This window comes from Neobacillus niacini (assembly GCF_031456445.1).
Lineage (GTDB): Bacteria > Bacillota > Bacilli > Bacillales > Cytobacillaceae > Neobacillus > Neobacillus niacini_I.
The window spans coordinates 14,871-39,551 of the sequence record NZ_JAVDUQ010000016.1 but is presented as its reverse complement, the minus strand read 5'-3'; the positions used below and the strand labels follow the sequence as shown (position 1 = coordinate 39,551).

At 39.0% G+C, this 24,681-nt stretch carries 26 protein-coding genes and 1 riboswitch; of the genes, 14 read left to right on the top strand and 12 right to left on the bottom strand.

The features are described from left to right. Window positions 1–23: 23 nt before the first annotated feature. Window positions 24–827 carry an alpha/beta hydrolase gene (locus tag J2Y67_RS14420; RefSeq protein WP_310175152.1) on the bottom strand — a complete coding sequence of 268 codons (804 nt, stop codon included), beginning with the start codon at window positions 825–827 and terminating at the stop codon, window positions 24–26. Window positions 828–1,035: 208 nt separating this feature from the next. On the opposite strand from J2Y67_RS14420, the gene J2Y67_RS14415 reads away from it, so the two are divergent. After that, the gene (locus J2Y67_RS14415; protein ID WP_310175150.1) at window positions 1,036–1,554 is read left to right on the top strand and encodes a gamma carbonic anhydrase; all 519 of its coding nucleotides are present in this window, start codon (window positions 1,036–1,038) and stop codon (window positions 1,552–1,554) included. Between the two features lie 12 nt (window positions 1,555–1,566). Here J2Y67_RS14415 and asnB read toward each other — a convergent pair whose 3' ends face one another. Both asnB and metK read right to left on the bottom strand, forming a co-directional pair. Next, window positions 1,567–3,465: an asparagine synthase (glutamine-hydrolyzing) gene (gene asnB, locus J2Y67_RS14410; RefSeq protein WP_310175147.1), complete on the bottom strand. Its 1,899-nt coding sequence runs from the start codon at window positions 3,463–3,465 to the stop codon at window positions 1,567–1,569. Window positions 3,466–3,618: 153 nt separating this feature from the next. Next, window positions 3,619–4,818, bottom strand: coding sequence for a methionine adenosyltransferase (gene metK / locus J2Y67_RS14405; RefSeq protein ID WP_310175145.1), 1,200 nt, complete (start codon window positions 4,816–4,818; stop codon window positions 3,619–3,621). A gap of 246 nt (window positions 4,819–5,064) precedes the next feature. Continuing rightward, window positions 5,065–5,221, bottom strand: a riboswitch (SAM riboswitch). A 276-nt stretch (window positions 5,222–5,497) separates the two neighbouring features. Here metK and pckA point away from each other — a divergent pair. Next, window positions 5,498–7,081, top strand: coding sequence for a phosphoenolpyruvate carboxykinase (ATP) (pckA, locus tag J2Y67_RS14400; RefSeq protein ID WP_310175142.1), 1,584 nt, complete (start codon window positions 5,498–5,500; stop codon window positions 7,079–7,081). 181 nt (window positions 7,082–7,262) lie between these two features. Here pckA and J2Y67_RS14395 read toward each other — a convergent pair whose 3' ends face one another. Together J2Y67_RS14395 and J2Y67_RS14390 are read right to left on the bottom strand one after the other, a co-directional pair. Further along, a complete protein-coding gene (locus J2Y67_RS14395) occupies window positions 7,263–7,505 on the bottom strand; it encodes a DUF2584 domain-containing protein (protein WP_310175140.1) in 243 nt (80 codons plus the stop codon). 35 nt (window positions 7,506–7,540) lie between these two features. Then, window positions 7,541–8,305, bottom strand: a complete 765-nt coding sequence (locus J2Y67_RS14390) for an alpha/beta hydrolase family protein (RefSeq protein ID WP_310175269.1) — start codon at window positions 8,303–8,305, stop codon at window positions 7,541–7,543. Between the two features lie 145 nt (window positions 8,306–8,450). On the opposite strand from J2Y67_RS14390, the gene J2Y67_RS14385 reads away from it, so the two are divergent. The 3 genes from J2Y67_RS14385 to J2Y67_RS14375 are packed head-to-tail and all read left to right on the top strand — an operon-like array spanning window position 8,451 to window position 11,073. Further along, window positions 8,451–9,464, top strand: a complete 1,014-nt coding sequence (locus J2Y67_RS14385; RefSeq protein ID WP_310175138.1) for an ABC transporter substrate-binding protein — start codon at window positions 8,451–8,453, stop codon at window positions 9,462–9,464. 51 nt (window positions 9,465–9,515) lie between these two features. Further along, window positions 9,516–10,286, top strand: a complete 771-nt coding sequence (locus tag J2Y67_RS14380; RefSeq protein ID WP_310175136.1) for an ABC transporter ATP-binding protein — start codon at window positions 9,516–9,518, stop codon at window positions 10,284–10,286. Further along, a complete protein-coding gene (locus J2Y67_RS14375; RefSeq protein WP_310175135.1) occupies window positions 10,273–11,073 on the top strand; it encodes an ABC transporter permease in 801 nt (266 codons plus the stop codon). The genes J2Y67_RS14380 and J2Y67_RS14375 overlap by 14 nt, the downstream gene beginning before the upstream one ends. Window positions 11,074–11,105: 32 nt before the next feature. Here the strand turns inward: J2Y67_RS14375 and ytkD are convergent, their stop codons facing one another. Both ytkD and J2Y67_RS14360 read right to left on the bottom strand, forming a co-directional pair. Beyond that, window positions 11,106–11,567, bottom strand: a complete 462-nt coding sequence (gene ytkD, locus J2Y67_RS14370; protein WP_310175133.1) for an RNA deprotection pyrophosphohydrolase — start codon at window positions 11,565–11,567, stop codon at window positions 11,106–11,108. A gap of 1,061 nt (window positions 11,568–12,628) precedes the next feature. Next, a complete protein-coding gene (locus J2Y67_RS14360; RefSeq protein ID WP_310175131.1) occupies window positions 12,629–12,952 on the bottom strand; it encodes a hydrolase in 324 nt (107 codons plus the stop codon). 519 nt (window positions 12,953–13,471) lie between these two features. Here J2Y67_RS14360 and J2Y67_RS14355 point away from each other — a divergent pair. The 6 genes from J2Y67_RS14355 (at window position 13,472) to ytzI (ending at window position 19,319) form a co-directional block, all read left to right on the top strand. Beyond that, window positions 13,472–14,995, top strand: coding sequence for an NADH dehydrogenase subunit 5 (locus J2Y67_RS14355; protein WP_310175129.1), 1,524 nt, complete (start codon window positions 13,472–13,474; stop codon window positions 14,993–14,995). Then, entirely contained in the window at window positions 14,992–17,610 is a 2,619-nt protein-coding gene (locus J2Y67_RS14350; RefSeq protein WP_310175128.1) for a DUF2309 domain-containing protein, read from the top strand. Before J2Y67_RS14355 ends, J2Y67_RS14350 begins: the two co-directional genes overlap by 4 nt. A gap of 75 nt (window positions 17,611–17,685) precedes the next feature. Beyond that, window positions 17,686–18,051: a Na-translocating system protein MpsC family protein gene (locus tag J2Y67_RS14345; RefSeq protein WP_310175126.1), complete on the top strand. Its 366-nt coding sequence runs from the start codon at window positions 17,686–17,688 to the stop codon at window positions 18,049–18,051. A gap of 24 nt (window positions 18,052–18,075) precedes the next feature. Further along, window positions 18,076–18,561: a carbonic anhydrase gene (locus J2Y67_RS14340; protein ID WP_310175124.1), complete on the top strand. Its 486-nt coding sequence runs from the start codon at window positions 18,076–18,078 to the stop codon at window positions 18,559–18,561. A gap of 229 nt (window positions 18,562–18,790) precedes the next feature. Continuing rightward, on the top strand, window positions 18,791–19,048 hold the full coding sequence (locus J2Y67_RS14335; protein WP_310175122.1) for a DUF6154 family protein: 258 nt from the start codon (window positions 18,791–18,793) through the stop codon (window positions 19,046–19,048). A 103-nt stretch (window positions 19,049–19,151) separates the two neighbouring features. Next, window positions 19,152–19,319, top strand: coding sequence for a YtzI protein (ytzI, locus tag J2Y67_RS14330; protein WP_310175121.1), 168 nt, complete (start codon window positions 19,152–19,154; stop codon window positions 19,317–19,319). Between the two features lie 34 nt (window positions 19,320–19,353). On the opposite strand, the gene J2Y67_RS14325 is transcribed toward ytzI, so the two are convergent. After that, window positions 19,354–19,824 carry an S-ribosylhomocysteine lyase gene (locus J2Y67_RS14325; protein ID WP_310175119.1) on the bottom strand — a complete coding sequence of 157 codons (471 nt, stop codon included), beginning with the start codon at window positions 19,822–19,824 and terminating at the stop codon, window positions 19,354–19,356. 141 nt (window positions 19,825–19,965) lie between these two features. On the opposite strand from J2Y67_RS14325, the gene yidD reads away from it, so the two are divergent. Further along, window positions 19,966–20,220: a membrane protein insertion efficiency factor YidD gene (yidD, locus tag J2Y67_RS14320; protein WP_310175117.1), complete on the top strand. Its 255-nt coding sequence runs from the start codon at window positions 19,966–19,968 to the stop codon at window positions 20,218–20,220. On the opposite strand, the gene J2Y67_RS14315 is transcribed toward yidD, so the two are convergent. Continuing rightward, window positions 20,201–20,773, bottom strand: a complete 573-nt coding sequence (locus tag J2Y67_RS14315) for a beta-class carbonic anhydrase (protein ID WP_310175115.1) — start codon at window positions 20,771–20,773, stop codon at window positions 20,201–20,203. The genes yidD and J2Y67_RS14315 overlap by 20 nt on opposite strands. Before the next feature lie 208 nt (window positions 20,774–20,981). On the opposite strand from J2Y67_RS14315, the gene J2Y67_RS14310 reads away from it, so the two are divergent. Next, window positions 20,982–21,920, top strand: a complete 939-nt coding sequence (locus J2Y67_RS14310; protein WP_310175113.1) for a metal ABC transporter solute-binding protein, Zn/Mn family — start codon at window positions 20,982–20,984, stop codon at window positions 21,918–21,920. Between the two features lie 83 nt (window positions 21,921–22,003). Continuing rightward, window positions 22,004–22,162 (top strand): DUF1540 domain-containing protein, encoded by a 159-nt coding sequence (locus J2Y67_RS14305; protein ID WP_310175111.1) that lies wholly within the window; start codon window positions 22,004–22,006, stop codon window positions 22,160–22,162. A 71-nt stretch (window positions 22,163–22,233) separates the two neighbouring features. On the opposite strand, the gene J2Y67_RS14300 is transcribed toward J2Y67_RS14305, so the two are convergent. From J2Y67_RS14300 to menB, 3 genes are read right to left on the bottom strand one after another with little or no spacing between them, the layout of a single operon-like run. Beyond that, window positions 22,234–23,715 (bottom strand): o-succinylbenzoate--CoA ligase, encoded by a 1,482-nt coding sequence (locus tag J2Y67_RS14300; RefSeq protein ID WP_310175109.1) that lies wholly within the window; start codon window positions 23,713–23,715, stop codon window positions 22,234–22,236. Further along, window positions 23,705–23,866 carry a hypothetical protein gene (locus J2Y67_RS14295; RefSeq protein WP_310175107.1) on the bottom strand — a complete coding sequence of 54 codons (162 nt, stop codon included), beginning with the start codon at window positions 23,864–23,866 and terminating at the stop codon, window positions 23,705–23,707. The genes J2Y67_RS14300 and J2Y67_RS14295 overlap by 11 nt, the downstream gene beginning before the upstream one ends. Further along, window positions 23,863–24,681 carry a 1,4-dihydroxy-2-naphthoyl-CoA synthase gene (menB, locus tag J2Y67_RS14290; protein ID WP_310175106.1) on the bottom strand — a complete coding sequence of 273 codons (819 nt, stop codon included), beginning with the start codon at window positions 24,679–24,681 and terminating at the stop codon, window positions 23,863–23,865. The genes J2Y67_RS14295 and menB overlap by 4 nt, the downstream gene beginning before the upstream one ends.

The window sequence follows — 24,681 nt, the reverse complement described above, 5'->3', positions numbered from 1 at the left end:
TGATCAAGGCACTTGCGCTTTTCTTATACAATATAGCCAATTGCTTTTATTTGACTAGTGACAAAATCCTTTGCGTATTCAAAGACCTCTTCCCGCTCAGGTTCGTTAAAAATTTCATGGTACAATTTGGGCCATTCCTTAAATCTTTTTTCTGAAAATGGGGCATGGTTAAACCACTCTTTTACCAATTTTTTTTTGACAATTTTATCATCCCCACCCTGCATGACAAGGATTGGCACATCATGCGTTTTTTCCAAATTTAAAAAGGCAAGTTTCATTGCTGCCGTTAATTCTCGATACCACCTGACAGAAACCTTTGTAACATATAGAGTATCGTTTGCATCAGCTTCCCTGACATCCATATTCCTTGTCGCCATTTCCACTGTTAAACCAGAATTCATTCGGAAGGAAGGGTAGAGAAGATTCAAACCATACGATAGAAACTCTAATAATTTGGATGGTGTTTGGACAAGACCGAGACAAGGGGAAGAAAGAATCACACCAGCTAAATTCATTCTCTCCTCCTGCAAAAGCCGAATCGAAATTAAGCCACCCATGCTGTGGCCAAGTAAAAATACGGGCAGATTATAACGATAGGCAGCCTGGACCCAGTCCTTTACTTCTATTATGTATTCATCAAAGGAATCAATATGTCCTCTAAGGGATCTGGTTGTCATGCCTTGACCGGGAAGATCGGCCATGATGACATGAAAGCCTGATGTTCTCCACATTTCAATCAGCCATCCGTAGCGACGATGATGTTCCATTGCCCCATGGACCATCACGATAACCGCTTTAGCCTCCCCTTCTGCTTCCCACTTCCACATTTTTCTTCCTCCTTAGAAACTGTAAGCGCCGCGCGCTAATACTAAGCAATAAACAAGATATTAGGTATTTCCTCGTCATAATTATTATATTATTTTAACATAAGTTACAAAAATGACATGCATTTAATAGGAGAACATTTTTCAAATACTTTTAATTTCTTCCTCATTTTCGTTAAAATAAAACCATCACTAAGAAAGGAGAAAAAATATGATTTATCCTTTTAAAAATAAATACCCGCAAATTGCTGATTCAGCATTTATTGCTGATTTTGTTACCATTACAGGCGATGTAACCATCGGGGAAGAATCGGGTGTGTGGTTTAACACCTCAATCCGCGGAGACGTAGCTCCTACCATTATTGGGAAAAAGGTAAATATCCAAGACAATTCAGTCCTGCATCAAAGCCCAAATAATCCACTCATTCTAGAGGATGAAGTAACAGTTGGACATCAGGTAATCTTACATAGCTGTATCATTCGAAGGAAAGCATTAATCGGCATGGGTTCGATTATTCTGGATCAAGCAGAAATCGGGGAAGGCGCATTTATCGGTGCTGGCAGTCTTGTTCCGCAAGGAAAAAAAATTCCACCAAATACATTGGCATTTGGAAGACCAGCTAAAGTCATTCGGGAATTAAATGCTGAAGATATTAAAGACATGGAAAGAATCACGCGAGAATATGCAGAAAAGGCTCAATATTATAAATCACTGCAAACCAAAAACTAAGGGAAGATTCCCTTAGTTTTTTAATACTTCCAGCTCTCGTGTAAAATCCCGCTGGAACGAGTATTTTTCTTCAACATAAACCTGATGCCAAATCATGAACATAAGCACGGTCCAAATTTTCCGGCTGTAATCCCCTTTATCCTGACAATGATCATCCAATACCTTCAATAAATACTTTTTATTAATCAAATGATCGGTTTGGCTTTCACGGATGATGGATTTCGCCCATTCGTTCATTTCATCTTTCAGCCAGTGACGAATCGGCACAGGAAACCCAAGCTTTTTTCGATGTAACACATGGTCCGGAACGATTCCCTCCACTGCTTTTCTTAAAATATACTTTGTCGTTCCATTCGCTGTTTTTAATCGATCAGGTATTTTAGAAGCAACGGAAAAAACTAACTTGTCTAAAAAGGGAACACGCAACTCTAATGAATGGGCCATCGTCATTTTATCAGCCTTCAATAAGATATCTCCCCGCAGCCATGTATGAATATCAATAAACTGCATGCGGTTAACAGGGTCATATCCTAATGACTCTTGATAAAAAGGTTTGGTAATCTCAGTATAGTTCAAACCTTCTTGATAAACATTCAGCAACTCCCGCTTCTGTTCTTCCGTGAACATTTTGGCATTCCCAATATAACGTTCCTCCATTGGCGTTACCCCGCGTTCAATAAAGCTTTTCCCTTTTGTTCCTTCCGGCATAACATGAGCCATCCATTTTAAAAATAATTTCACCACTCTTGGGATTTTACTAAAGACTTCCAGTGATTGCGGCTCGCGGTAAATATTATATCCGCCAAAAAGTTCATCTGCTCCTTCACCCGAGAGAACCACTGTCACATGCCTGCGAGCCGCGCGAGCTACAAAATAGAGAGGAACACAAGCCGGATCGGCAAGAGGGTCATCCATATGCCACATAATTTTTGGGAGTTCTGCTATATATTCCTCTGGTGAAATCACATAACTAATATTTTCAACCCCAAGTTTTTCTGCTGTTTCCTTTGCAACATCAATTTCACTGAATCCATTCCGTTCAAAACCAACCGAAAACGTTTTAATCGCCGGGTTAAATTCCTTAGCTAATGAGACAATAATTGAGGAATCGATCCCTCCTGAAAGGAAAGAACCAACTGGAACATCACTGCGCATATGAATTTTTACCGATTCAGTTAATACATCCTTGATTTCTTTGATCACATCCGACTCCGATTGGTTAACAGGGTGAAATTGCGCTTTCCAGTATCTTTTTATTTCTAAAGGCGAACCAATCCTCTTTGTAAAATAATGACCGGGCTTTAATTTTTTAATCCCTTCTGATAAGGTTTCCGGTTCGGGGACAAATTGATAGGTAAAATAGTGCTGCAGGGCATCATAATTCAGAACATCGTTTTTACGCGCAAGTAAAATACTCTTTTTTTCAGAAGCAAAGAAGGTTCTTCCGTCCTCTTCAGAATAGAAAAATGGTTTAATCCCAAATGGGTCCCGTGCTCCAAAAATCTGCTGTTCCTGTTTGTCCCAAATAATAAAGGCAAACATCCCGCGGAGCTTTTCAACAGCCCGTTCTTTTATATGACTGTAAAGAGCGACAATGACTTCCGTGTCAGAGCTTGTAGTAAATTCTAATCCTTCCACTAAGAGCTCTTCACGCAATTCAACATAGTTATACACTTCGCCATTGAAAATAATCCAAAAACGCTCATTTTCATATGTTAACGGTTGGTGCCCACTTTCTATATCAATAATACTTAAGCGGCGGAATCCAAACTGGATATGTTCATCGTAATAAAAGCCATCATCGTCAGGTCCACGATGGGTAATGATATCATTCATAGTTTTAAATTGCTGTTTCTGATCATCCTGATAAACCTTCGGCTGATCATGGACACAACCAATAAAGCCGCACATTATGTACTCACCCACTTCATTTTAAAATAGATATTATCCAGTTTTCACCTGTTTAGGGTGACTTAAACATCCTATTCCCTTAACCATTTAAGTATGTGACGAAAAAAAACAAAAGAGAGTTACATTTTTATGTAACTCTCTTTGTTAAAATTCTTATTGGTTTGCTTGTTCCCTTAAGGTGTCAGCTTTATCAGTACGCTCCCAAGGAAGATCTACATCTGTACGGCCGAAATGTCCGTAAGCAGCTGTTTGTTTATAAATCGGGCGGCGAAGGTCAAGCATGTTAATGATGCCAGCTGGGCGAAGATCAAAGTTTTTACTTACTAATTCAACCAAGATCTCCTCGTTTACTTTACCTGTACCGAATGTATCAACGGAAATGGAAACAGGTCTTGCTACACCAATGGCATAAGCAAGCTGCACTTCACATTTTTCAGCAAGTCCTGCAGCAACGATATTTTTTGCTACATAACGGGCTGCATAAGCAGCAGATCGGTCCACTTTTGTAGGATCCTTACCAGAGAATGCACCACCGCCATGACGTGCATAGCCGCCATACGTATCAACGATAATTTTACGTCCTGTTAGACCTGCGTCCCCTTGAGGTCCGCCGATAACAAAACGTCCTGTAGGGTTAATAAAGTATTTTGTGTTCTCATCAATTAATTCTTTTGGTACAACTGGATTAATCACATATTCCTTTAAATTACGTTGAATTTGCTCAAGTGTAATTTCAGGATGATGCTGTGTTGAAATAACAATTGTATCAATACGAACTGGCTTATCATTTTCGTCGTACTCAACCGTAACCTGAGTTTTTCCGTCCGGACGAAGGTATGGAAGAATCTCTTCTTTACGAACCTCTGTTAAACGGCGTGCAAGCTTATGAGCCAGCGAAATTGGAAGCGGCATAAGCTCTTTCGTTTCATTACATGCAAAACCAAACATTAAACCTTGGTCCCCTGCACCAATTGCTTCAATTTGTTCATCAGACATTTGACCTTCACGTGCTTCAAGTGCCTGATCAACTCCCATTGCAATGTCCGGTGATTGTTCATCAATCGAGGTTAATACCGCACAGGTTTCGGAGTCGAAGCCATATTTTGCACGGTTGTAACCAATTCCTTTAATAGTTTCACGAACGATTTTTGGAATATCTACATAAGTAGAAGTGGTGATTTCACCCGCAACAAGGACAAGTCCGGTTGTAACTGAAGTCTCAGCTGCAACTCGTGCATTAGCATCCTTTGCTAAAATGGCATCTAAAATGGAATCAGAAATTTGGTCACAGATTTTATCAGGATGACCTTCAGTTACTGATTCAGAAGTAAACAAACGGCGTTTTGTTGACAATCTGAATTCCTCCTAAATTTATTATATGAGGTTATCTGTGCCGGGCTTTTAAACCTTTGACTTGAGTTAACCTCGGGCTGATACGGTACTCATTCCCTTAGTAGTATGAAATAAATATGGGCATTTTATTAGAAAAACAACCCCCATAGTACTTTTTCAAGGGTAGAAATAAAAGATTATTGCACCAAAACAAAAAACCTTCCCATTTGAGGAAAGGTTAAGAGCATACTGTTTCCGCGCCTTTCACTCTTATCGTTCAAGGTCTAGCCTTGCTTCAGGTTTAGCACCTTTGCTTAGAAAATGACCAGTTTAAAAAGGAATATCCTTTTGTCGACTGCTTTCCTAAAAATAGCAGGTTGCTGGGTTTCATTGGGCCTGTCCCTCCACCAGCTCGGGATAAGAGAGTATCCGTTCAATTTAAAATCTTAACCTACCTTGTCGAAGGATGTCAATCAAATTTTTAAAAATAAAAGAACAACAATATCAGAGAAAAAATCATTTTTTTGTAAAAGATAATATTAATGAATATTCCGCCTAAATAAACACATTCATTTATGAATAATGTATAAAATGTGTTAGTTATTTTTTTGAATTAGTATAGACTAATAAATTAAATGTGTTATACTTTTTATCAAGATGCAGTCTTTGCTAAAAAAACTAAAAAGGAAGGTCCCATTCGATGAATTCTGTTCATATTCCAAATGAATTAACCCAATTATTAGAAGAAAAAAATGTTCAAATCCAATTATCCGTTCCGCAATTAGTGGAGAAAGTATTAAGCCGTAATGAAGGAACTTTAACATCATCAGGTGCTATTAGTGTAGCAACTGGTAAATATACCGGACGTTCTCCCCAAGACAAATTTATTGTCGATGAAGGATCAACAAAGGACAAGATTGACTGGGGAAATAATCAGCCTATTTCAGAAGAAGCTTTCACAAACCTTTACAATAAAGTTCTTGACTATTTAAAAACCAAAGAAGAAATTTATGTATTTAAAGGATTTGCGGGCGCAGACAAAAAATCACAGCTGCCAATCCAGGTTGTTAATGAATATGCATGGCATAACCTTTTTGCCCATCAATTATTTATTCGCCCTAATGCAGAAGAGCTATTAGGACATGAAGCTGGATTTACCGTAATTTCTGCACCAAACTTTAAAGCCAATCCGGCCGTTGACGGTACAAAATCCGAAACATTTATTATCATTTCTTTCGAACGCCGTACCGTATTAATTGGTGGTACAGAATATGCGGGCGAAATGAAAAAGTCTATTTTCTCTGTCATGAATTATTTACTGCCAGAAAACAATATTCTCTCCATGCACTGTTCTGCCAATGTAGGCCAAGAAGGTGATGTTGCTTTATTCTTTGGTCTTTCCGGAACAGGTAAAACGACCTTATCCGCTGATCCAAATCGCAAATTAATTGGGGATGACGAACATGGCTGGTCTTCAAATGGAGTCTTTAATATTGAAGGCGGTTGCTATGCTAAAACGATTAATCTTTCTCGTGAAAAAGAACCGCAAATCTTTGATGCCATTTGCTTTGGAACTGTGTTAGAAAACGTTATTATTAATCCTGAATCGAGAATTCCTGATTATGATGATAACACATTAACAGAAAACACTCGTGCAGCTTACCCAATTCAAGCGATTGATAATATTGTTGAGCCAAGCATTGCCGGTCACCCAAATACGATTGTCTTTTTAACAGCTGATGCTTTTGGCGTACTGCCGCCAATCGCTAAATTAACGAAGGAACAAGCAATGTACCACTTCTTGAGTGGTTATACTTCGAAGCTTGCTGGTACAGAACGTGGAATCACTTCACCACAAGCTACATTCTCAACTTGCTTTGGGGCTCCGTTCCTGCCGCTGCCTGCAAGACGTTATGCAGAAATGCTTGGTGAGAAAATCCTTGAGCATGGCGCAAATGTTTTCCTTGTAAATACAGGTTGGACTGGCGGGGAATACGGCGTTGGCAACAGGATGAAGCTTTCCTACACAAGAGCAATGATTCAGGCAGCTCTTGAAGACGAATTAAATCATGTGGAAACTGTTCAGGATAAAATCTTTGGTCTGCATATTCCGCTTCACATTGCAGGAGTTCCAGACGAGGTTCTTCAACCGCACAAAACATGGTCAGACCCTCATGCATATGAACAGAAAGCAAAAGAATTAGCAGAAAAATTCCGTCAAAACTTCAAAAAGTTCTCTAGTGCTGCAAGAGACATTGAAGAAAAAGGCGGACCAATCGCATAACATGAGAAAAGAGGTGCCCCTTATAATAAAGTGGCATCTCTTTTTTTACCTTGATTTAGTTTTATCTGCGGTAAAGGAACATTTATCTGCGTTACTGAATGATTTATCTGCGATAAACACGCTTTTATCTGCGAACCGATTTTTCATAAAAGAAAAAAGCAGGAGTCTAAAGCACCCCTGCTCAATTCGTCGAGTTCAATGAAATTAATTGGTACGTAATTTTAGTCGTTTGCTCCTGCCATTCTACTTTCCGAATGACTGCTGTTCCATTGGAATCACTTTGAATCGATTTTCGAACCTCAATAGGAATATCAATTGGATAAAGTCTGTATCCTTCTTTTACTAAATAGAACAAATTTTCTTCTACCCGCTTTTCATTTCCTTTTGTCACAATCATCGTGTTTAACTCAAGAGGCATGCCCATATGATCCACTCCTCTGCTAATTGGTTACTTCCATTCTACCATCTTTTGATTTGTCTTTTCATCCAATTCGTTAAATCTTGGACAATTTTTCGATTCACTGCTGGAGGAAAATAATGAGTGTAAGATTCAAAATACCATGATTCTACTGGTTTATTTAAAGCTTTCAGTCTCCGCTCAAGACGATACGCATGTTCAACCGAAACATTATGATCGTTCACTCCATGGATAATTAGAACTGGTGCTTCTAAATCCGCCAATTTATATAAGGGAGTCCGTTCCTCATATCGTTCAGGAAATTTTTCAGGGGTTCCGCCAATCACCCTTTTCATCATTCTGCGCATATCGGTTCGCTCCGTATAAGTCAAAGCCATATCACTTACTCCACCCCAGGTGACTAGGGATGCGGCTTCGGGAAATTTAACGCCCGTTAACAAAGCCATTACCCCGCCCCGTGAAAAACCGAAAATATGAATATGCTGCACTTGCGGAAGGGACTTTAACAACCAAAAGGCCGAAAAAGCATCCTCCCTGTCCTCACCGGCAAAATCCTCATTCCCCTCTCCGCCTTGATTGCCCCGATAAAAGGGTGCAAAAACAATGAACCCTTCCGCGGCAAATTGGGCAATTCTAGCCGGTCTAACCCTCCCCACATTTTTTATTCCGCCACGTAAATAAAGAAATCCCTCATTCGTTTTTTCATATTTCGGTTCCGCCAGCATTCCTTTTACCTTTAATCCGTTTGAAACGTAGGTAACCAGCTTTAGCTCCACATTCGGATTTGGAGAAGGGAATCGATGCATCTCAATGATTTCTCCTGTATCTGCATTCACCCTGACCACTCCTTTTTTTGATTAATTTTGTAACTGGGCAATCACACATTTTTTCCCGTTTCATACGATATCATAGGCAAACAGCCCAGATTTTTTCAAGATTAGGAGGTTCATCATGAAGAAATGGTTCAAATTCAGTTTTTCCATATTGATCATTGCTACTTTTATGTTCTCACTAGTCGCCTGCAATAATGATACTGCGAAGCCGAAAAAACTGGAAAAAGTCCGTTTAGCGGAAGTCACTCGATCAATTTTTTATGCTCCCGAATATGTTGCCCTGGAAAAAGGATTTTTTAAAGCTGAGGGATTGGATGTAAAACTGACGACTACCTTCGGTGGCGACAAAACCATGACGGCATTACTTTCCGGTGGAACAGATATTGCACTTGTCGGCTCGGAAACTTCGATTTATGTTTATGCACAAGGTGCAGAAGATCCGGTGATTAACTTTGCGCAATTAACACAAACAGACGGAACATTTCTTGTTTCCCGTAAAAAAATCGACAATTTTTCTTGGGATATGCTGAAAGGAAAAACCTTCTTAGGTCAGCGTAAAGGCGGTATGCCGCAAATGGTTGGCGAGTTTGTTTTAAAGAAACACGGAATTGATCCGCATAAGGATTTAAATTTAATTCAAAACATTGACTTCGCCAATATTTCCAGTGCTTTTGCTTCTGGTACCGGTGAATTTGTCCAATTATTTGAGCCAACAGCAAGTATTTTTGAAAAAGAAGGAAAAGGACATATTATTGCTTCTTTCGGCACGGAATCAGGCCATGTTCCCTATACCACCTTTATGGCAAAACAAAGCTATATGAAGGAGCATAAAGCGACGGTTGAAAAATTCACCAGAGCTATTTATAAAGCTCAACAATGGGTGAAAACACACAGTAAAGAGGAAATTGCTAAGGCTGTTCAGCCTTATTTCCAGGATACTGACTTTGAAATTATTAAAATGGTGGTCGAACGTTATAAAAGTCAAGGCTCTTTTGCAACAGACCCAATCCTCGATGAAGAAGAATGGAATAATCTCCAAAACATTATGAAAGAGGCCGGCGAACTGCCGAAACATGTGGATTACAAAACGCTGGTGAATACGAGCGTTGCAGAAAAAGTGATTAAAAAATAATTGATCCCAAGGCTTCGAATATTTTTAAAAATTATTTTAGGAGGCGGTCCGATGAGTTTCTTAACCATTAATGAAATCCATCATACCTATTTAACAAAAAACTCCGTGACCACGGCCCTCTCCGATGTTACGTTAAAAATCGAGGAAGGGGAATTTGTCTCCTTTCTCGGCCCAAGCGGCTGTGGAAAAACAACCCTTCTCTCCATTATTGCCGGGTTACTCAAACCGACCCAAGGAACGGTGCTGCTGGAAAATAAACCTGTATCCACAAACTGCCATGAAATTGGCTATATGCTTCAGCAGGATTACCTGTTCCCTTGGAAAACAATTGAAGAAAATGTCCTTTTAGGACTGAAATTATCAAATCAACTTAATGAAAAGTCAAAAACGAAAACCTTACAGCTTTTAAATCAAATCGGTCTAATAGGTGTGGAGAAACAGCTGCCTAAACAATTATCGGGCGGCATGCGGCAGCGCGCTGCACTTGTTCGAACATTAGCAACAGAACCTAAGCTATTAATGCTGGATGAACCCTTTTCAGCCCTTGATTACCAAACAAAGCTAAAATTAGAGGTATTACTCGCAGGCACATTAAGAGAGTTAAAAAAAACAGCCATCCTTGTTACACATGATATTGGTGAAGCGATAGCCATGAGTGATCGAGTATTTTTGTTTTCAGCAAGACCCGGAAGGCTCTATCAAACTTTTCAGATACCTAAAGAGCTAAGAACAGCATCTCCTTTGGAAGTCCGCAACCACACATTATATCCCAATCTGTTTGAGACCATATGGAAGGAGCTGGAGTCCCTTGAATCCTCATAAAGTAAAACAGCTTCACCAAGAATACCTGCACTTCCTAAGGGTTGAAAAGAGGTGGGTGCGATTTTATCAGCTGTTAATTTTCCTCTTATTTTTTATAGGATGGGAAATGGCAAGCAGACTCCATTGGGTTGACCCGCTCATTTTCAGTTCCCCTTCCAAAATTGGGCTGTTATTTTTAGAAAAAATTAAAGATGGATCGTTGCTTGATAACACCATTGTTACCCTAACAGAAACGGTTTTTGGATTTATCTTAGGGACCTTGCTCGGTACGGTTATGGCAGCCATTTTATGGTGGTCCCCGATGATATCAAAAATCTTCGATCCCTATCTAGTTATCTTAAATGCCTTACCCAAAGTTGCCCTCGGTCCAATTTTAATTGTTGCTTTAGGTCCTGGTTATCCTTCGATTATTGCAATGGGTGTTATTATATCTGTTATTGTGACAACCATTGTGATTTATACATCTTTTCGCGAAGTTGATCCAAACTACATCAAAGTTCTGCAAACATTTGGGGCCACCCGTTTTCAATGCTTTAAAGAAGCCATTCTGCCGGCCAGTTTTCCAACCATTATCTCAACTTTAAAAGTAAATGTGGGATTATCATGGGTAGGAGTCATTGTTGGAGAATACCTTGTTTCAGCTAAAGGTCTGGGTTATTTAATTATTTACGGCTTCCAGGTGTTTAATTTTACTTTAGTGATGCTATCACTGCTTGTGGTTGCTGTCTTAGCAACAATTATGTACCAGCTTGTGGACTTTATTGAGAAAAAACTGATTAAAGAATAGCGAAAATGTATCGCTATTCTTTTTGTTTTTTATCAGCTTTTAATATGTTTAATACATTCCTCCACTACCTGATCCTTCATGATGAAGCTGAATTCATCCCGAAACCGCTTCTGTAGGAGGTTTCCTTTGACAATTACCGGACCATTTGTTTCATAATAGGTATTTGTTTTACTAATTAATTCTACAATTCCGTGAAATACTGCTTTTACAAATATCCCTTTAGGGTCTGTCACCCTGTATTCCCCGATTTTTTTTAATTCACCAAGGACGGCACCCGTTTCCTCTAAGACTTCCCTTCGTGCCGCCTCATCTAAGGTTTCCCCCGCCTCCATTTTACCTCCCGGAAATTCGAGACCTCGCTTTTTATGTTGGGTCAAAACCCACGCATCGTCATATTGGCAAATCACTAAAACATGTTTCGCGTCCTCCGGAAAACTTTTTTCAGAAAAAGATAACTCCACTTTGTTCCCATTTTCATCGATAAACTCTATCATTTCATTACCGCCTAATCCGTTGATTCTTTTATTATAATTAAATTTTAAGAAACAAAAAATCCTTATCTTTTTATGGATAAGGATTTCTAGGTTGTCGAGAAAGGATATTTTCCTCGGCAATTTTTTACTTTGTCAAATCTAAATAGCAATTTTAATGATAGTCCCTTCAAAAGGGCCTGTTGATTTCCGCTCCGGTCACTCGCTTTCCGCGGGGAGGTCCTGGAGCCTCCTCGGCGCTTGCGCCTGTGGGGTCTCCAGTGACCTCTCTATCCCGCAGGAGTCGAGTGCCCTCCGCTCCAATCACCAGGGGGGCAAATCAATTATTTAATTCCTCAAATATTCGCCAGTATCTACCTCTACTTCTTTGTATATTTATGTTTTTTTGCGCTTGCCTTTAAATGGGTTGAATCAGTAAATAAAGCATGTCCCCCAACCATATTGTCTATCAGAACGCATCCCAAAAAGATTCCCAATAAACATCACTCCTAAAAAGAATAAGCCGATCAGTTGGGCGGTCATTATCCTCATTATATAAATTTAAACTTTTTCAAGAAGAAATGAAAAATCAATAATATTTGCAATCAAGCCTAGAAGTTGGTCATCTGGAACTATTCATCAATAGAAACAAATTCATACTCACTTTGAGTAACCAATTTTTGCTTAAACATTAAATTCACCACTTATTTTAAATAGTTAAGAAGTTAAAATTTTTATTGAATGCACCTGTTGATTGGAGCGGAAGGCACGAAGACTCCTCGGAAATGCTATCGCATTTCCTTCGTGCGTGGGCGGATTCGGGGAAGCAATTCAATGTCCTGCGGGAGTACGGGGCAGGGGAGACCCCGGAAGCGCCAAAGCGCTGAGGAGGCTCCCCGGCACGCCCGCGGAAAGCGAAGTGCCTGGAGAGGAAATCAACAGACTTGTTGCACAGACCAAACTAATAATATTACAATAAATTAACGCAGTGAATTGTTAAAGAGGGCAAATAAAATAAAAAGATATCGAAAGATTTTCGACAGCCTGAAAATCCTTATCTTTTTATGGATAAGGATTTCCTTTTTTTATTCACTTTTTGGCAGGATATTCATGGTTTCAATATGATTCCTTGCTTCTTCGTCCCCGAGTTTATAAATCATTCCATATACTTGCTGAATCGTACTGTCATAGTGGTCATTTTCCCGATCATGATGATATTCAACATAGGGGATATGTGCCCGTATAAAGTTATCCCATTCCGTTGCATAGTTTTGATCAAATAATCCACGCAGCTGGCTAATTTCTTCATCGGTTGCTTGAATTTTATAACTCCATGTTGAACTTCTGGCACTTTGCGTTATATGCCCTGTTCCAACATCTATATAATAGGTTTTCTTTTGCTCATCCATGCTGTCAGCCCCTTTTTTCAGGCCATTCCCTTTCGTTTCAAAGGCAGCCCGATTTTCTAACCCTAATTATCATTTTTCACAAAGAGATAAATTTTATTCTTTTTTAAGAAATGAACGGTGTATCATTGATCATAAAATGTTGAATAGATAATAGTACTTTTCTTAATTAATTTGACAGAATGTTTAATTAGCAGTAAAATTATTATCACATAAAACTTATTCTATTATTATATTAAAATTTATTTTCCTTTAGCATTCTGTTAATAACATAAAATTGGCTCTATGAAAAAGGAAATCTATATTTTTGGTAAAAAACAGAATAGGTTAAATCGGAATATCCTTCCATAGGCATGGAAGGAAATATTATATAAAAAAGGTAGACTAATAAAAGGCTCAAATTGGGCTAGTTAAAAGTAAACCGACAATTTTCAGCGTTTAATGGTTTGATTTCAAAACCATTAAAACATTGAAAAATTGTCGGTTTTTTTGTTGTAAAAATTTTAGATAGAAAGGAAATTGATGCAAATGGTTTTACTGCCAACGATTTTTTTTATCATGCTTGCGATTTCCGTGCTTAGTTCCTTATTCCTTTTATTTCCGAAAGTTCCATTGAATTTTGTTCGTATTCATACCGCAATCCTTTTAATGCCCGCGATTTCCGCACTAATGGCGCTGGTTTTTGGAAATGGGGGAGTAAATTTTGGTCCATGGCATCTTGATTCATTATCATGGCTGCTTGCATTATTTGTCCTTACGATTAGTTTCATTGTACAGAAGTACTCCGTTCATTATTTACTTGGAGAACATTCTTATCGGAAATATTTTGCACTGCTCACCATGACTACGGCCGCCGATTCTCTTGCCTGGCTAAGTAATGACACCCGCTTATTATTACTTTGCTGGGGACTGACGCTTTTGGGATTAACCCTGCTTATCGGATTAAAAAAAGAGTGGCAGGTTGCCAGGAATGCTTCTGCACTGTCAGGCCGCCTTTTTGCACTTAGTTGGATCATCTTGGTGGTTGCCTTTATCTGGATTACACAGGCAACAGGACAGTGGCAGTTAACGAAGGTCCTTTCAGAAAATAGTCTTACTCAACTTGATTCATGGGAAAAAACCTGTATAAACCTGCTGCTAATTGTTGCTGTTATGATTCCATCTGCACAATGGCCTTTCCACCGCTGGCTGTTAGACTCTAGTATTGCGCCAACGCCTATTTCTGCCGTGATGCACGCAGGGATTGTGAATGCCGGTGGAATTATGTTAACCCGTTTCTCACCACTTTTCAGTGGAGATGCGGCACAGATGGTTCTACTAGTATTATCTAGTTTTTCCGTTTTAATGGGGACCGGGATTATGCTGGTTCAGGTTGACTATAAACGACAACTCGTAGGCTCTACGATTGCACAGATGGGCTTCATGCTGATTCAATGTGCATTAGGCGCCTATTGGGCAGCAATTATTCATGCTGTGTTACACGGTCTATTCAAGGCTACCCTTTTCCTTCAGGCTGGTTCTGCCGTACATCACCATAAATCGATCATCGGAACATCAAAGCCTTCATCTTGGAAAGGGACAATCACTGGGGGCTTTTTAGGATTGTTATTGGGGATAGCGTTCTGGTTGACTTCTCCTAAAGATGGTTATCAATTAATCAGCGCTCTCATTCTAGGATGGTGTGTTTTACTTGCCTGGAGACAACTTGTGACCTATGGAAACGGCAGGGTCGGGCAAATTGCAGGATTTATACTGTTTGCAGGAGCGGGCATTGTTTTCCACTTCGTCCATACTGCCTTTTTAAGACTGTTAGAGGTAAACGTACAGATTGGAGCACAACCACCAGAACCTGCTGTCCTTTTGCTTCTGGTTATCGTGCTTATTGGCAGTGCTCTTAATCTATTACTGTTTCGTTATCGAACATCCGCTGCCTTTGCTGTCATTTATCTGTGGCTCTTACGGTTAAGTGAACCGAAAAATAAATCTTTTGAAAGCCATCCAAAGTATCTGACACGCTTACTTTCTCAAGGAGGGAATTTACGGTGAGTACTACATTAACATTGGCCCAATCATTCATTTTAGAAAAGAAGTCTTATACCCAGAATCTTAACGATTTGGTGAAGTCAGCAAGTGAAGTCATAGCCCCCCTCGGTCCTATCAGTACGTTTGCGGCCCGAAATCCGTGGATGGGATTAGAACAGCAACCATTTGAAAAAGTTGCACGCAGGTTAAAGGATGTTTGTGATGTAGATATTTACCCGACCGAATCTGTATTGAAGTCAGCACGTAATCGAGGTGAAATTCGTCAGGAATTTCTTGAAATTTCACTTCAAAAATGGCTGGATTCACAATCTTTAGACCTGCCGCATGATGTTGCGGAACGCTTTTGCCGGGCTGCACTTTTTGTGGACCAGCCGCTTACTGTGCTTTCGCCAGCATCTGAGCTAAAGAGATTGGGAAAGAAGCTAAGTTATTTTAAGCACCAGATTGCCGAAAAACAAGCCGTTAAAACGTTTAGTCAACGCTTGGAACAACTGGGTAATGAAGAAACAGCTAAAGATCTCAACCGCCACATGATTAAGTGGTGTAAATTATTTCTCGATGAATCCCAGGCTGTCGTGTCAATGCCTAATCGGAAAGATGGTTTCTATCATGCGTGGCTGAGCTTGGTCAAGTACGACCCGGCCCTAAAATCTTCTGTACGTAAAGAGTTTAATGATTTACCAGAAAAGGCTGAGGATGCTTTAATACAAGCATTACTGAAACTGGAAATCCCTTTTTCCGAGATACAAGAATATCTAGAAGCACATTTACTTGCCCTTCCAGGCTGGGCGGGAATGATGCTGTGGCGCTCTCAGCAATCATTTTCGGAAAATTCACTGCTTGAGGAATACTTAGCTGTTCGGATTTCTCTTGAGTATGCTTTGATTAAACCATTTCTCCCCTTGCCTGAGAAAAAAATAGAGGATAAAGTCTTCTTAGAACCGTTGGCTGCAGCCTGGGTCCAGTGGGGGGGCGTGCCCATCAACCAATTGTCCCAGTTATCGTCTGCAGAACTAAAAAACTATTTGACACTTGCCTATCGTTTTAAACGGGGGCTACGCCAACGCCTATGGTTAGAAGCATGGGAAAAAACATACGAAGATCAATTAAAAAAGATAATTGTATCAAAACAAATGAATTCAGAAAAAAGTGTCAAACCTGTATCAGCACAAATTGTATTTTGTATTGATGTACGTTCTGAACCTTTTCGCCGTAAACTTGAACAAGAGGGGCCATTTGAGACATTGGGAGCTGCCGGTTTTTTCGGATTGCCGATTGAAATCTCTGAGCTGGGCAGTCATCACAGTCATGACTCCTTACCGGTTATGTTTAAACCACAATTTAAAGTAAAAGAAACTTCATCTGAAGTGAAATTAAAACAATACCAACAAAGGAGCAAGGTTGCTCATTCACTCAGTACCACGTTTAAGACAATGAAACATAACCTTCCTTCAAGCCTGCTGCTGCCAGAGATTAGCGGTCCATGGATGGGTTTACAAACATTGGCAAGGAGTTTGGTTCCAAGAAGGGCAGGATCTGCTTTCCGAAAAATTCAAAAAACATGGCTGCGCAAACCTTCCACTAAACTCTCATTAGAGAGGGAGTATACTTTAGATTCGGAATTACCGGTTGGATTTACTGATGAGGAAAAAGTGTCCTATGTGCATCAAGCGCTGAAAATAATGGGGCTTACCGATCATTTCGCTCCATTAGTGGTCATTTGCGGCCATGGCAGTCACAGCACAAACAATCCATATGCCTCTTCACTAGACTGTGGTGCATGCGGAGGGGCATCAAGCGGATTTAATGCCCGGGTTCTTGCGTCCTTGTGCAATCTTCCAAGGGTTAGACAAACTCTCGCTAGAGAGGGAATTTCGATTCCGACCGATACCGTTTTTGCGGCAGCTGAACATATTACCACCCTTGATAAACTAAAATGGATTTATGTTCCACAACTTACAGTTCAAGCCAAAAAAGTATTTGATCAAATTGAGTCCATTTTGTTAAAAGTTAGTGAAAAAGCCAATGCTGAACGTATACCACAATTACCAAATATCAACTTGACTTGTAAAAACCCGAAGAGAGAGGCAGAGCGCTTTGCAGAAGATTGGAGTGAAATACGTCCAGAGTGGGGTCTAGCGCGCAATGCCGCCTTTATTATCGGGGAACGAAACCTAACCCGGGATTGCAATTTGAACGGGAGAGTTTTTCTGCAAAATTATAAATGGCAAAATGATAAAAACGGTGATCTTCTTGCCACCATTATTAATGGTCCGGGAACAGTTTGCCAATGGATTAACTTGCAGTATTATGCATCTACTGTTGCACCGCACTATTATGGCAGTGGAAATAAAGCAACCCAAACCGTAACAGCCGGTATTGGAGTAATGCAAGGGAATGCCAGTGACTTATTATCTGGACTTCCTTGGCAATCCGTGATGAAATCGGATCAAGAGGTCTATCATGCACCATTAAGACTGCTAATGGTAATTCAAGCGCCAAGAAAATATGTGCAAAGGGCACTTAGCGAAAATCAGGAATTCTATCAAAAAGTACAAAATGGATGGATTCGGCTTGCGTCTATTGATCCGGAAGGAAACTGGGAGAGTTGGTCTTAACAGCTTTCCCCCATCAAATAAGTCTAACTATATATATTTATAACTTTTAAAAAGAGAGAAGGAACAGGAATCAATATGGATAAGTCAAAAGGAATGATTGAAGCTGAAATAAGTAAAGCTTTAACTCATTGGGAAAAAAGTTATCTTGGACGCGGATCAGTATCCGTAAAATCAGATATTTTACGGGATATGATTATTGTGATATTACATGGTATATTATCCCCCGCTGAGTATTCATTATGTCAGGATAAAGAGGGATTGTTATCTGTTAAAAAGACTCGAAATAGCTTAGTGGAATCAGGCATAGAGGAATTAAAGGACATTATCTTCACGATCACAGGCCAGGAAGTGATTAGTTTTTACACCGATATCAGTACGCGTACTGGAGAACGGATTATGGTTTTTAAACTCTCCAATAATTTAGAGAACATATTATCTTAAAAAAATGATAATGAGGTGAATGTAATGTGTATAGATGAAAAGAAAAAAGTGCTTTTAGTCATTGGAAAAATGGACCAGAAAATGGAATCGATTATAAAGGAAAAGATTAAAACGGATCCTGAAAACATCTTAATTTTGCAAAGTTATCAACCCGTCGTTTCGCCTTTCAGTGATTTAATGAGGGACATCATCATTGCTGTTTATCAGGAAAATGCAGATGAAATCATTGTAGCAGCTGCAGAAGATAATAAAAAAAACCTAGAAACAATAGTTAAAAAGATAAATGAAAATAAAGAATCCCAGAAAAAGATTCAAACATTTGATTATCTTTTTAAATATTGCAAGCCAGAGTTTCCAGAAAGTGAAATAATGGAATGGCTCAAGGGCAGCGTTACATTTACGGATAGTGTACATACAAGTGTCAACGTTATACAAAACCATCCATTGATTCCATCCCATGTAAAAGTCAGGGAAATATTAAGCCTCAAGGCAGAACTTGCTTTCTTTTGAGGACCGATAACTTCAAAATGAAAAGGGGTAGTCAACGCACTACTCCTATCCTACCTACCCCAAATATTACCTTCCGCAATGATAAATTTTATTCTTTTTTAAATTTTGGTTCATTTTTTAGAAATGAATGCTGTATAATTATCATAAAATTAAGGAAACAGATTTTTAATTATGAAAAAGGGATAAAATAATGATTAAGTAAAAATTTTTCTCCTAGGAGGTGAACAATTTGAAATTAGTTGATGAACTCTATGAAATGTATCGGAATAAATTGACTGGTGACGAAGAAGATATCGATATGCTGGCATTCGCTTTTCTTGAAGAAATGTCCCATGAAGATTTACTTGCATTAATCCAGGATATGGATAAACAAGAGCTTTATGATTTAATGGGTTTATATTTAATCGAAAGTTTAAAGGGTAAATTTGCTCAAGAAGAATTTGGACAGCACCGGACACATACTTTTTATCCTCGAAATATACATTAATTTTACATATAAAGTAAAGAGAAATTGCTATTTAGCAATTTCCTTTTTTTATACAAAAAAAGAGGAATGACATGATACAATAACAGTAAAAGGGGGAAAAAAGATGTATACAGTTATGGTAATAGGTATTATCATCGTAATCGTTGTATTGCTGTTAGCAGTGCTTACCACATCAAAAGCCTATAATTATAAACATACAGTTGATAAATTAGAAAATAATCCTTATATAGAGAATGAAAGCAAGGATGACGGGGAGCAAAAGAAGCCATAAAAAATCCTATTCAATTGAATAGGATTTTTTATGGCTATGCAAATACTTGCTTTAATTCCTCTTTGCCGTTTTTAAGCCATTCACGCATTAATTCCTTAGCAGCTTCTAAATTATGAAGTTTAGCTTGACCACATTGTCTTTCTGTTGCAGCAGGAACTTCTGTTGCTTCAAGGCAAATTTTCATTGTATCTTCAATAAGATCAATAATTTCTTCAACTGTCGGTTCACCATTGACAACCAGGTAATATCCAGTTTGACATCCCATTGGTGAGATATCAATAATGTTGAAATCATACTTTTCGGCTGCCTCACGAATATTATGTGCCAGTAGATGTTCAAGAGAATGAATGGCATCTGGTTTCATGGCCGCTTTATTTGGCTGGCAAAATCGGATATCAAATTTATTTACAACACCGTCGCTGCCTACCTTTTGGACACCACAGTGGCGAACATACGGGGCTTTAACAGCATTATGATCTAGATCAAAACTTTCAACTGAAGGCATTTATACCACTCCTTTACATATCTATTCCCTATCATACTATAAATTCCGAGTTTTTACATCTACTTAGTTTAAATTAACAATTTAGACCTTATGTTAAAATTATGATATGTTGTAAGTAATGATGATTAGGGGGTGAACTGTATGTTAAAAAAAGCTTTTATCGGGTTGATTCGTTTTTATCAAATGGTGATCTCACCTTTAAAACCACCCACATGTCGTTTTTATCCCACCTGTTCCCACTATGGCTTAGAGGCAGTTCAGCGCTTTGGAGCAATAAAGGGAGGCTGGCTAACAATCAAACGAATCTTAAAGTGTCATCCATTCCACCCAGGTGGTATCGATCCTGTTCCAGAAAAAAAGAACGGTAATAAGGATATTAGTCCTCGTATCCGTTGACAATCAAATCAAGCTTTCCTGTCTTAGGATCAATAACAAGACCATGAACCGGCACGCCTTCTGGCATTAGCGGGTGAAACTTAATTGTGTTTACGCTGTGAACGACACTCTCTTCCACATGATCAAAACCATGTAACCACTCTTCAAAATCAACCCCGGCATATTTTAATGTATCAAGTTTTTCTTCCGAAATTCCCCGCTTCTTCATGCTTTCAATTACCGGATCGGCTTTTAATCCACTCATCCCACAATCATGATGGGCAATAACCATTACCTCATCTGCCTGTAATTCAAAGATTGAAATCAAAATACTGCGCATAATACTTCCAAACGGATGGGAAACAATTGCACCTGCATTTTTGACAAGTTTGATATCCCCGTTATTTAAATTCAATGCTTTTGGCAATAACTCCAATAATCTAGTGTCCATACAGGTAAGAACCACCAATTTCTTTTTTGGAAATTTGGTCGTTTCATATTTTTCATATTCCCGATTTTCTACAAATTGCTTATTAAATTCCAAAATATCATTTAGCATTTTCTTCTCAGTCATAGCCATCTACCTTTCGTATCGTATTTCCTTTTCTTTATCTTATATAAATTCTGCTTCCGGCAGTAAATTTTTTGCTTGCAAATCAGGTTATTTTTTTGTAAGATACAGAAGGAAATCGGAATCGTTCCGTATTATACATGTAAATTCAAAAAATTTTCTAACTTAAATCGTAATTAATCCGATTTATTTTAATAACAAAGGAGTATTTATGAAAAAAATTATTTTATTTCTTTCAATCCTGATTCCTTTCAGTTTACTTTTGGCTGGATGTGCCTTCACTAATAACCCATCACAAAAAAAGAAAGGCCAATTAACCGTCTATACAACAGTATTCCCACTTCAATATTTTACTGAACAAATTGGCGGAAAGTATGTAAATGTAAAAACGATTTATCCTCCAGGAGCGGATGAACATACATTTGAACCATCGCAAAAGGATATGATGAATCTTGCCGATTCAGACCTGTTTTTCTATATTGGTTTAGGTCTTGAAGGCTTTGTAGAAAAGGCAAAGACCACTCTACAAGATGAGAATGTCACGTTGGTTGCTGTCGCTGATCATCTGCAATTACCAAAAGATCAGCATGCCGATGAAGCGGATGAAGATGGTCAACATCATGGCGATGTAAATCCACATGTTTGGCTTGACCCTATTTACTCTAAAGAAATGGCAGGAGTCATTAAAGATTCATTAGTAAAAAAAATGCCGCAGCATAAAGCACTATTTGAGAAAAATTACCAAAAGCTTGCAAAGCAATTGGATGACCTAAATAAAAGGTATCAACAAACGATAAAAAATGCACCGCATAAAGAAATGATCGTCACCCATGCAGCCTTTGGCTATTGGGAAAATCGTTATGGACTTAAGCAAATTAGTATTTCTGGTTTATCGACAACAAATGAACCCACACAAAAAGAATTAGAAAAAATCATTTCATTGGCAGACCGTGAAGGATTGCACTATATTCTTTTCGAACAAAATGTTCATTCCAAATTAGGAGAAATTGTCCAAAATGAAATTGGCGCAAAGGCACTTCCCATCCATAATTTGGCCATTTTAACTGAAGATAATATTAAAAATAAAGAAACTTATTTTACACTAATGAATAAAAATTTAGCAACGCTAAAAACCGCTTTAGCTAAATAGAATTCCTATTACTCCCATGGATGGTTCAAGTCTAAACATCAAAAGCTATAGCTGTATTACGAAATCCAAAGGAGTGATACAAAATGGCACAAGATGTTTTATGTGAAGTCAATAACTGTACTTATTGGGCAAAAGGAAATAAATGCAGCGCCGAGCAAATATATGTTGTTAGCCATAAAGGCAAAACCGCTGACAATATCCAAGAAACAGATTGCAAAACTTTTGAACCTGAGGGAATGTAACCCGTTTTCAGTGATAAAACTGTTTTACTTTTAAAAAAGAACCGGGCAATAATGATTTGCCTGGTTCTTTTTTAATTGTTATCGTTCCTAAGCTTTCTTCTTAATAGTTTGTTTGAAGCATTTCTTGGGAGCTCTTCAACAAAATAAAAATCCTTCGGCACTTTGTATTTCGCTAAACGTTCCAAACAAAATTGCCGTATTTCATCCCCTGATACATCCATTCCCTCTTTTTTCACAATAAAGGCAATGGGTACTTGTCCCCACCGTTCGTCCTCCTGCCCTGTTACCCCGGCATCCGCAACGAAAGGATGGGAGAGAAGAACAGATTCAATTTCAGCCGGGTATACATTTTCCCCTCCTGAGATAATCAAATCGGAACGGCGATCTAGAACATATAAAAAGCCTTCACCGTCCAAGTAGCCAATATCTCCGGTTGAAAACCAGCCATTATATACCTTGTCTGACATTGCTTCTGGTCGATTTAAATAACCTGGAGTAACATTGGGACCTTTCACGAAAATTTCTCCGGTTTCATTGTCCTTGGCTTTTCGGCCATCTTCACGCTTAATCTGAATTTGTGAAGGGAATAGCGGCTTTCCTGCGGATCCTAATCTTGAAATACTGTATTCCGGTGATAAGGTTACAATTTGCGAGGAGGTTTCTGTCATTCCATATGTCTGAAACACAGGGATTTCCTTTGCAACGCAGGCTTGAAGTAACGGCAATGGTGCGGGACCTCCGCCAAGAAGCATGCAGCGGAAAGATTCCGGCAGCCGCTCTTCTCCAAGAAAATCAACGATTCTGGTTAACATAGTTCCTACAACAGACATAATGGTAACCCGTTTGCTGCGAAAATCCTCTATTGTTTTTTCAACGTCAAAGGTCTCATGAAGGACAATCGGCATCCCGTATATGATACTGCGCATGAGAATCGAATAACCACTTATATGAAAAAGAGGGACTGAACAAAGCCAGCAATCCTCATCGATAAATCCCAGATTAAGTGCTGACCCAACCGAACTCCACCAGTGATTTCCATATGTCTGTAAAACACCTTTTGGATTACCTGTGGTCCCCGAGGTGTACATGATGGTGCAAACATCCCCAAGATTAATCTCTTCCTGTATATCAGGAGCTTCAGTTGGGAGGCTGTCCAATTGTTCTTTTAGAAGAGTTGGAAGTGTTGGAAACATATCTCTTATTTCATGCTCTTTATCCGCAAAATTTCGTTCCGTTATCAAAAAGGCTGCCTGGGAATCTTTTAGCTGCCAGACGATTTCAGACACGGTTAGACGGTTATTGAGAATAACTGCTCTAATTCCAAGAAGTTGAAGTGCAAACAATATCACTATGGTATCCAGGTGGTTTTTTAACAAAACCCCCACATATTGACCCTTTTGCAACCCCCGGCCTTGAAGTTTTCCTGCGGTTTCCATTGATTGCTCATAAAGTTCTTTAAAAGTTACTTGCCAGTCATCAAAATAAACCGCCACACGATCAGGTGTTAAGGATGCTCTTTTCATCAAAAAATTCGGCATCCATTCATTTTGCATCGTAACCACCAACTTTTATTGTAATGCCTTTATAATTTATTGGTCTTTGAAAACTACCTAGCTCCAGCGCCGAAAACGGGCGCCTCTGCTTTTCTATTAAAACAGCTTGATGGAGACCATCAAGCTGTGGTGAGTTTGTTTTTAAAATCAAGGAAAACGCGGGAATTGATCGAAACCAGGCTTACGCTTTTCTTTAAATGCATCGCGGCCTTCTTTCGCTTCTTCCGTTGTATAGTATAGTAATGTTGCATCACCAGCAAATTGCTGAAGTCCAGCCAAACCATCTGTATCCGCGTTCATGGCAGCTTTTATGAAGCGAAGAGCTGTTGGGCTCTTTTCAAGCATTTCCTCACACCATTTAATGGTTTCTTCTTCTACCTGCTCTAAAGGAACAACGGTATTCACAAGGCCCATATCAAGTGCCTGCTGCGCATTATATTGACGGCATAAATACCAAATTTCACGTGCCTTTTTATGACCGATAATTCTGGCAAGATAACCTGAACCATATCCGGCATCAAAGCTTCCTACTTTTGGTCCTGTTTGACCGAAAACAGCATTATCTGCTGCAATTGTTAAATCACAGACAACATGTAAGACATGTCCACCGCCAATGGCGTACCCCTTTACCATTGCAATTACTGGTTTAGGAATGACACGGATTAGACGTTGAAGATCAAGTACGTTTAGACGAGGAATTTGGTCATCCCCAACATAGCCGCCATGTCCACGGACACTTTGGTCTCCCCCGGAACAAAATGCTTTATCTCCTGCACCTGTTAAAACAATAACACCTACATTTGAGTCATCACGTGCATAAGCAAAAGCATCAATTAATTCCATTACGGTCTTTGGTGTAAAAGCATTATGTACATGCGGGCGGTTAATGGTAATTTTCGCAATACCATTATAGGTTTCATAAATTATTTCATCGTATTTGCGACCTGCAACCCATTCAACTGTCAT

Excerpts from the sequence above, each read along its gene's own strand:
- J2Y67_RS14310 (WP_310175113.1), top strand. The coding sequence starts at position 20,982 with ATGAAAAAAATTATTTTATTTCTTTCAATCCTGATTCCTTTCAGTTTA.
- J2Y67_RS14355 (WP_310175129.1), top strand. The coding sequence starts at position 13,472 with ATGCAAATGGTTTTACTGCCAACGATTTTTTTTATCATGCTTGCGATT.
- J2Y67_RS14340 (WP_310175124.1), top strand. The coding sequence starts at position 18,076 with ATGTGTATAGATGAAAAGAAAAAAGTGCTTTTAGTCATTGGAAAAATG.
- J2Y67_RS14395 (WP_310175140.1), bottom strand. The coding sequence starts at position 7,505 with ATGGGCATGCCTCTTGAGTTAAACACGATGATTGTGACAAAAGGAAAT.
- J2Y67_RS14305 (WP_310175111.1), top strand. The coding sequence starts at position 22,004 with ATGGCACAAGATGTTTTATGTGAAGTCAATAACTGTACTTATTGGGCA.
- J2Y67_RS14360 (WP_310175131.1), bottom strand. The coding sequence starts at position 12,952 with ATGGATGAGCAAAAGAAAACCTATTATATAGATGTTGGAACAGGGCAT.
- pckA (WP_310175142.1), top strand. The coding sequence starts at position 5,498 with ATGAATTCTGTTCATATTCCAAATGAATTAACCCAATTATTAGAAGAA.
- asnB (WP_310175147.1), bottom strand. The coding sequence starts at position 3,465 with ATGTGCGGCTTTATTGGTTGTGTCCATGATCAGCCGAAGGTTTATCAG.
- J2Y67_RS14325 (WP_310175119.1), bottom strand. The coding sequence starts at position 19,824 with ATGCCTTCAGTTGAAAGTTTTGATCTAGATCATAATGCTGTTAAAGCC.
- J2Y67_RS14385 (WP_310175138.1), top strand. The coding sequence starts at position 8,451 with ATGAAGAAATGGTTCAAATTCAGTTTTTCCATATTGATCATTGCTACT.
- yidD (WP_310175117.1), top strand. The coding sequence starts at position 19,966 with ATGTTAAAAAAAGCTTTTATCGGGTTGATTCGTTTTTATCAAATGGTG.
- J2Y67_RS14415 (WP_310175150.1), top strand. The coding sequence starts at position 1,036 with ATGATTTATCCTTTTAAAAATAAATACCCGCAAATTGCTGATTCAGCA.
- J2Y67_RS14390 (WP_310175269.1), bottom strand. The coding sequence starts at position 8,305 with ATGCATCGATTCCCTTCTCCAAATCCGAATGTGGAGCTAAAGCTGGTT.
- J2Y67_RS14345 (WP_310175126.1), top strand. The coding sequence starts at position 17,686 with ATGGATAAGTCAAAAGGAATGATTGAAGCTGAAATAAGTAAAGCTTTA.
- J2Y67_RS14380 (WP_310175136.1), top strand. The coding sequence starts at position 9,516 with ATGAGTTTCTTAACCATTAATGAAATCCATCATACCTATTTAACAAAA.
- menB (WP_310175106.1), bottom strand. The coding sequence starts at position 24,681 with ATGACAGTTGAATGGGTTGCAGGTCGCAAATACGATGAAATAATTTAT.
- J2Y67_RS14300 (WP_310175109.1), bottom strand. The coding sequence starts at position 23,715 with ATGCAAAATGAATGGATGCCGAATTTTTTGATGAAAAGAGCATCCTTA.
- ytkD (WP_310175133.1), bottom strand. The coding sequence starts at position 11,567 with ATGATAGAGTTTATCGATGAAAATGGGAACAAAGTGGAGTTATCTTTT.
- J2Y67_RS14315 (WP_310175115.1), bottom strand. The coding sequence starts at position 20,773 with ATGACTGAGAAGAAAATGCTAAATGATATTTTGGAATTTAATAAGCAA.
- ytzI (WP_310175121.1), top strand. The coding sequence starts at position 19,152 with ATGTATACAGTTATGGTAATAGGTATTATCATCGTAATCGTTGTATTG.
- J2Y67_RS14420 (WP_310175152.1), bottom strand. The coding sequence starts at position 827 with ATGTGGAAGTGGGAAGCAGAAGGGGAGGCTAAAGCGGTTATCGTGATG.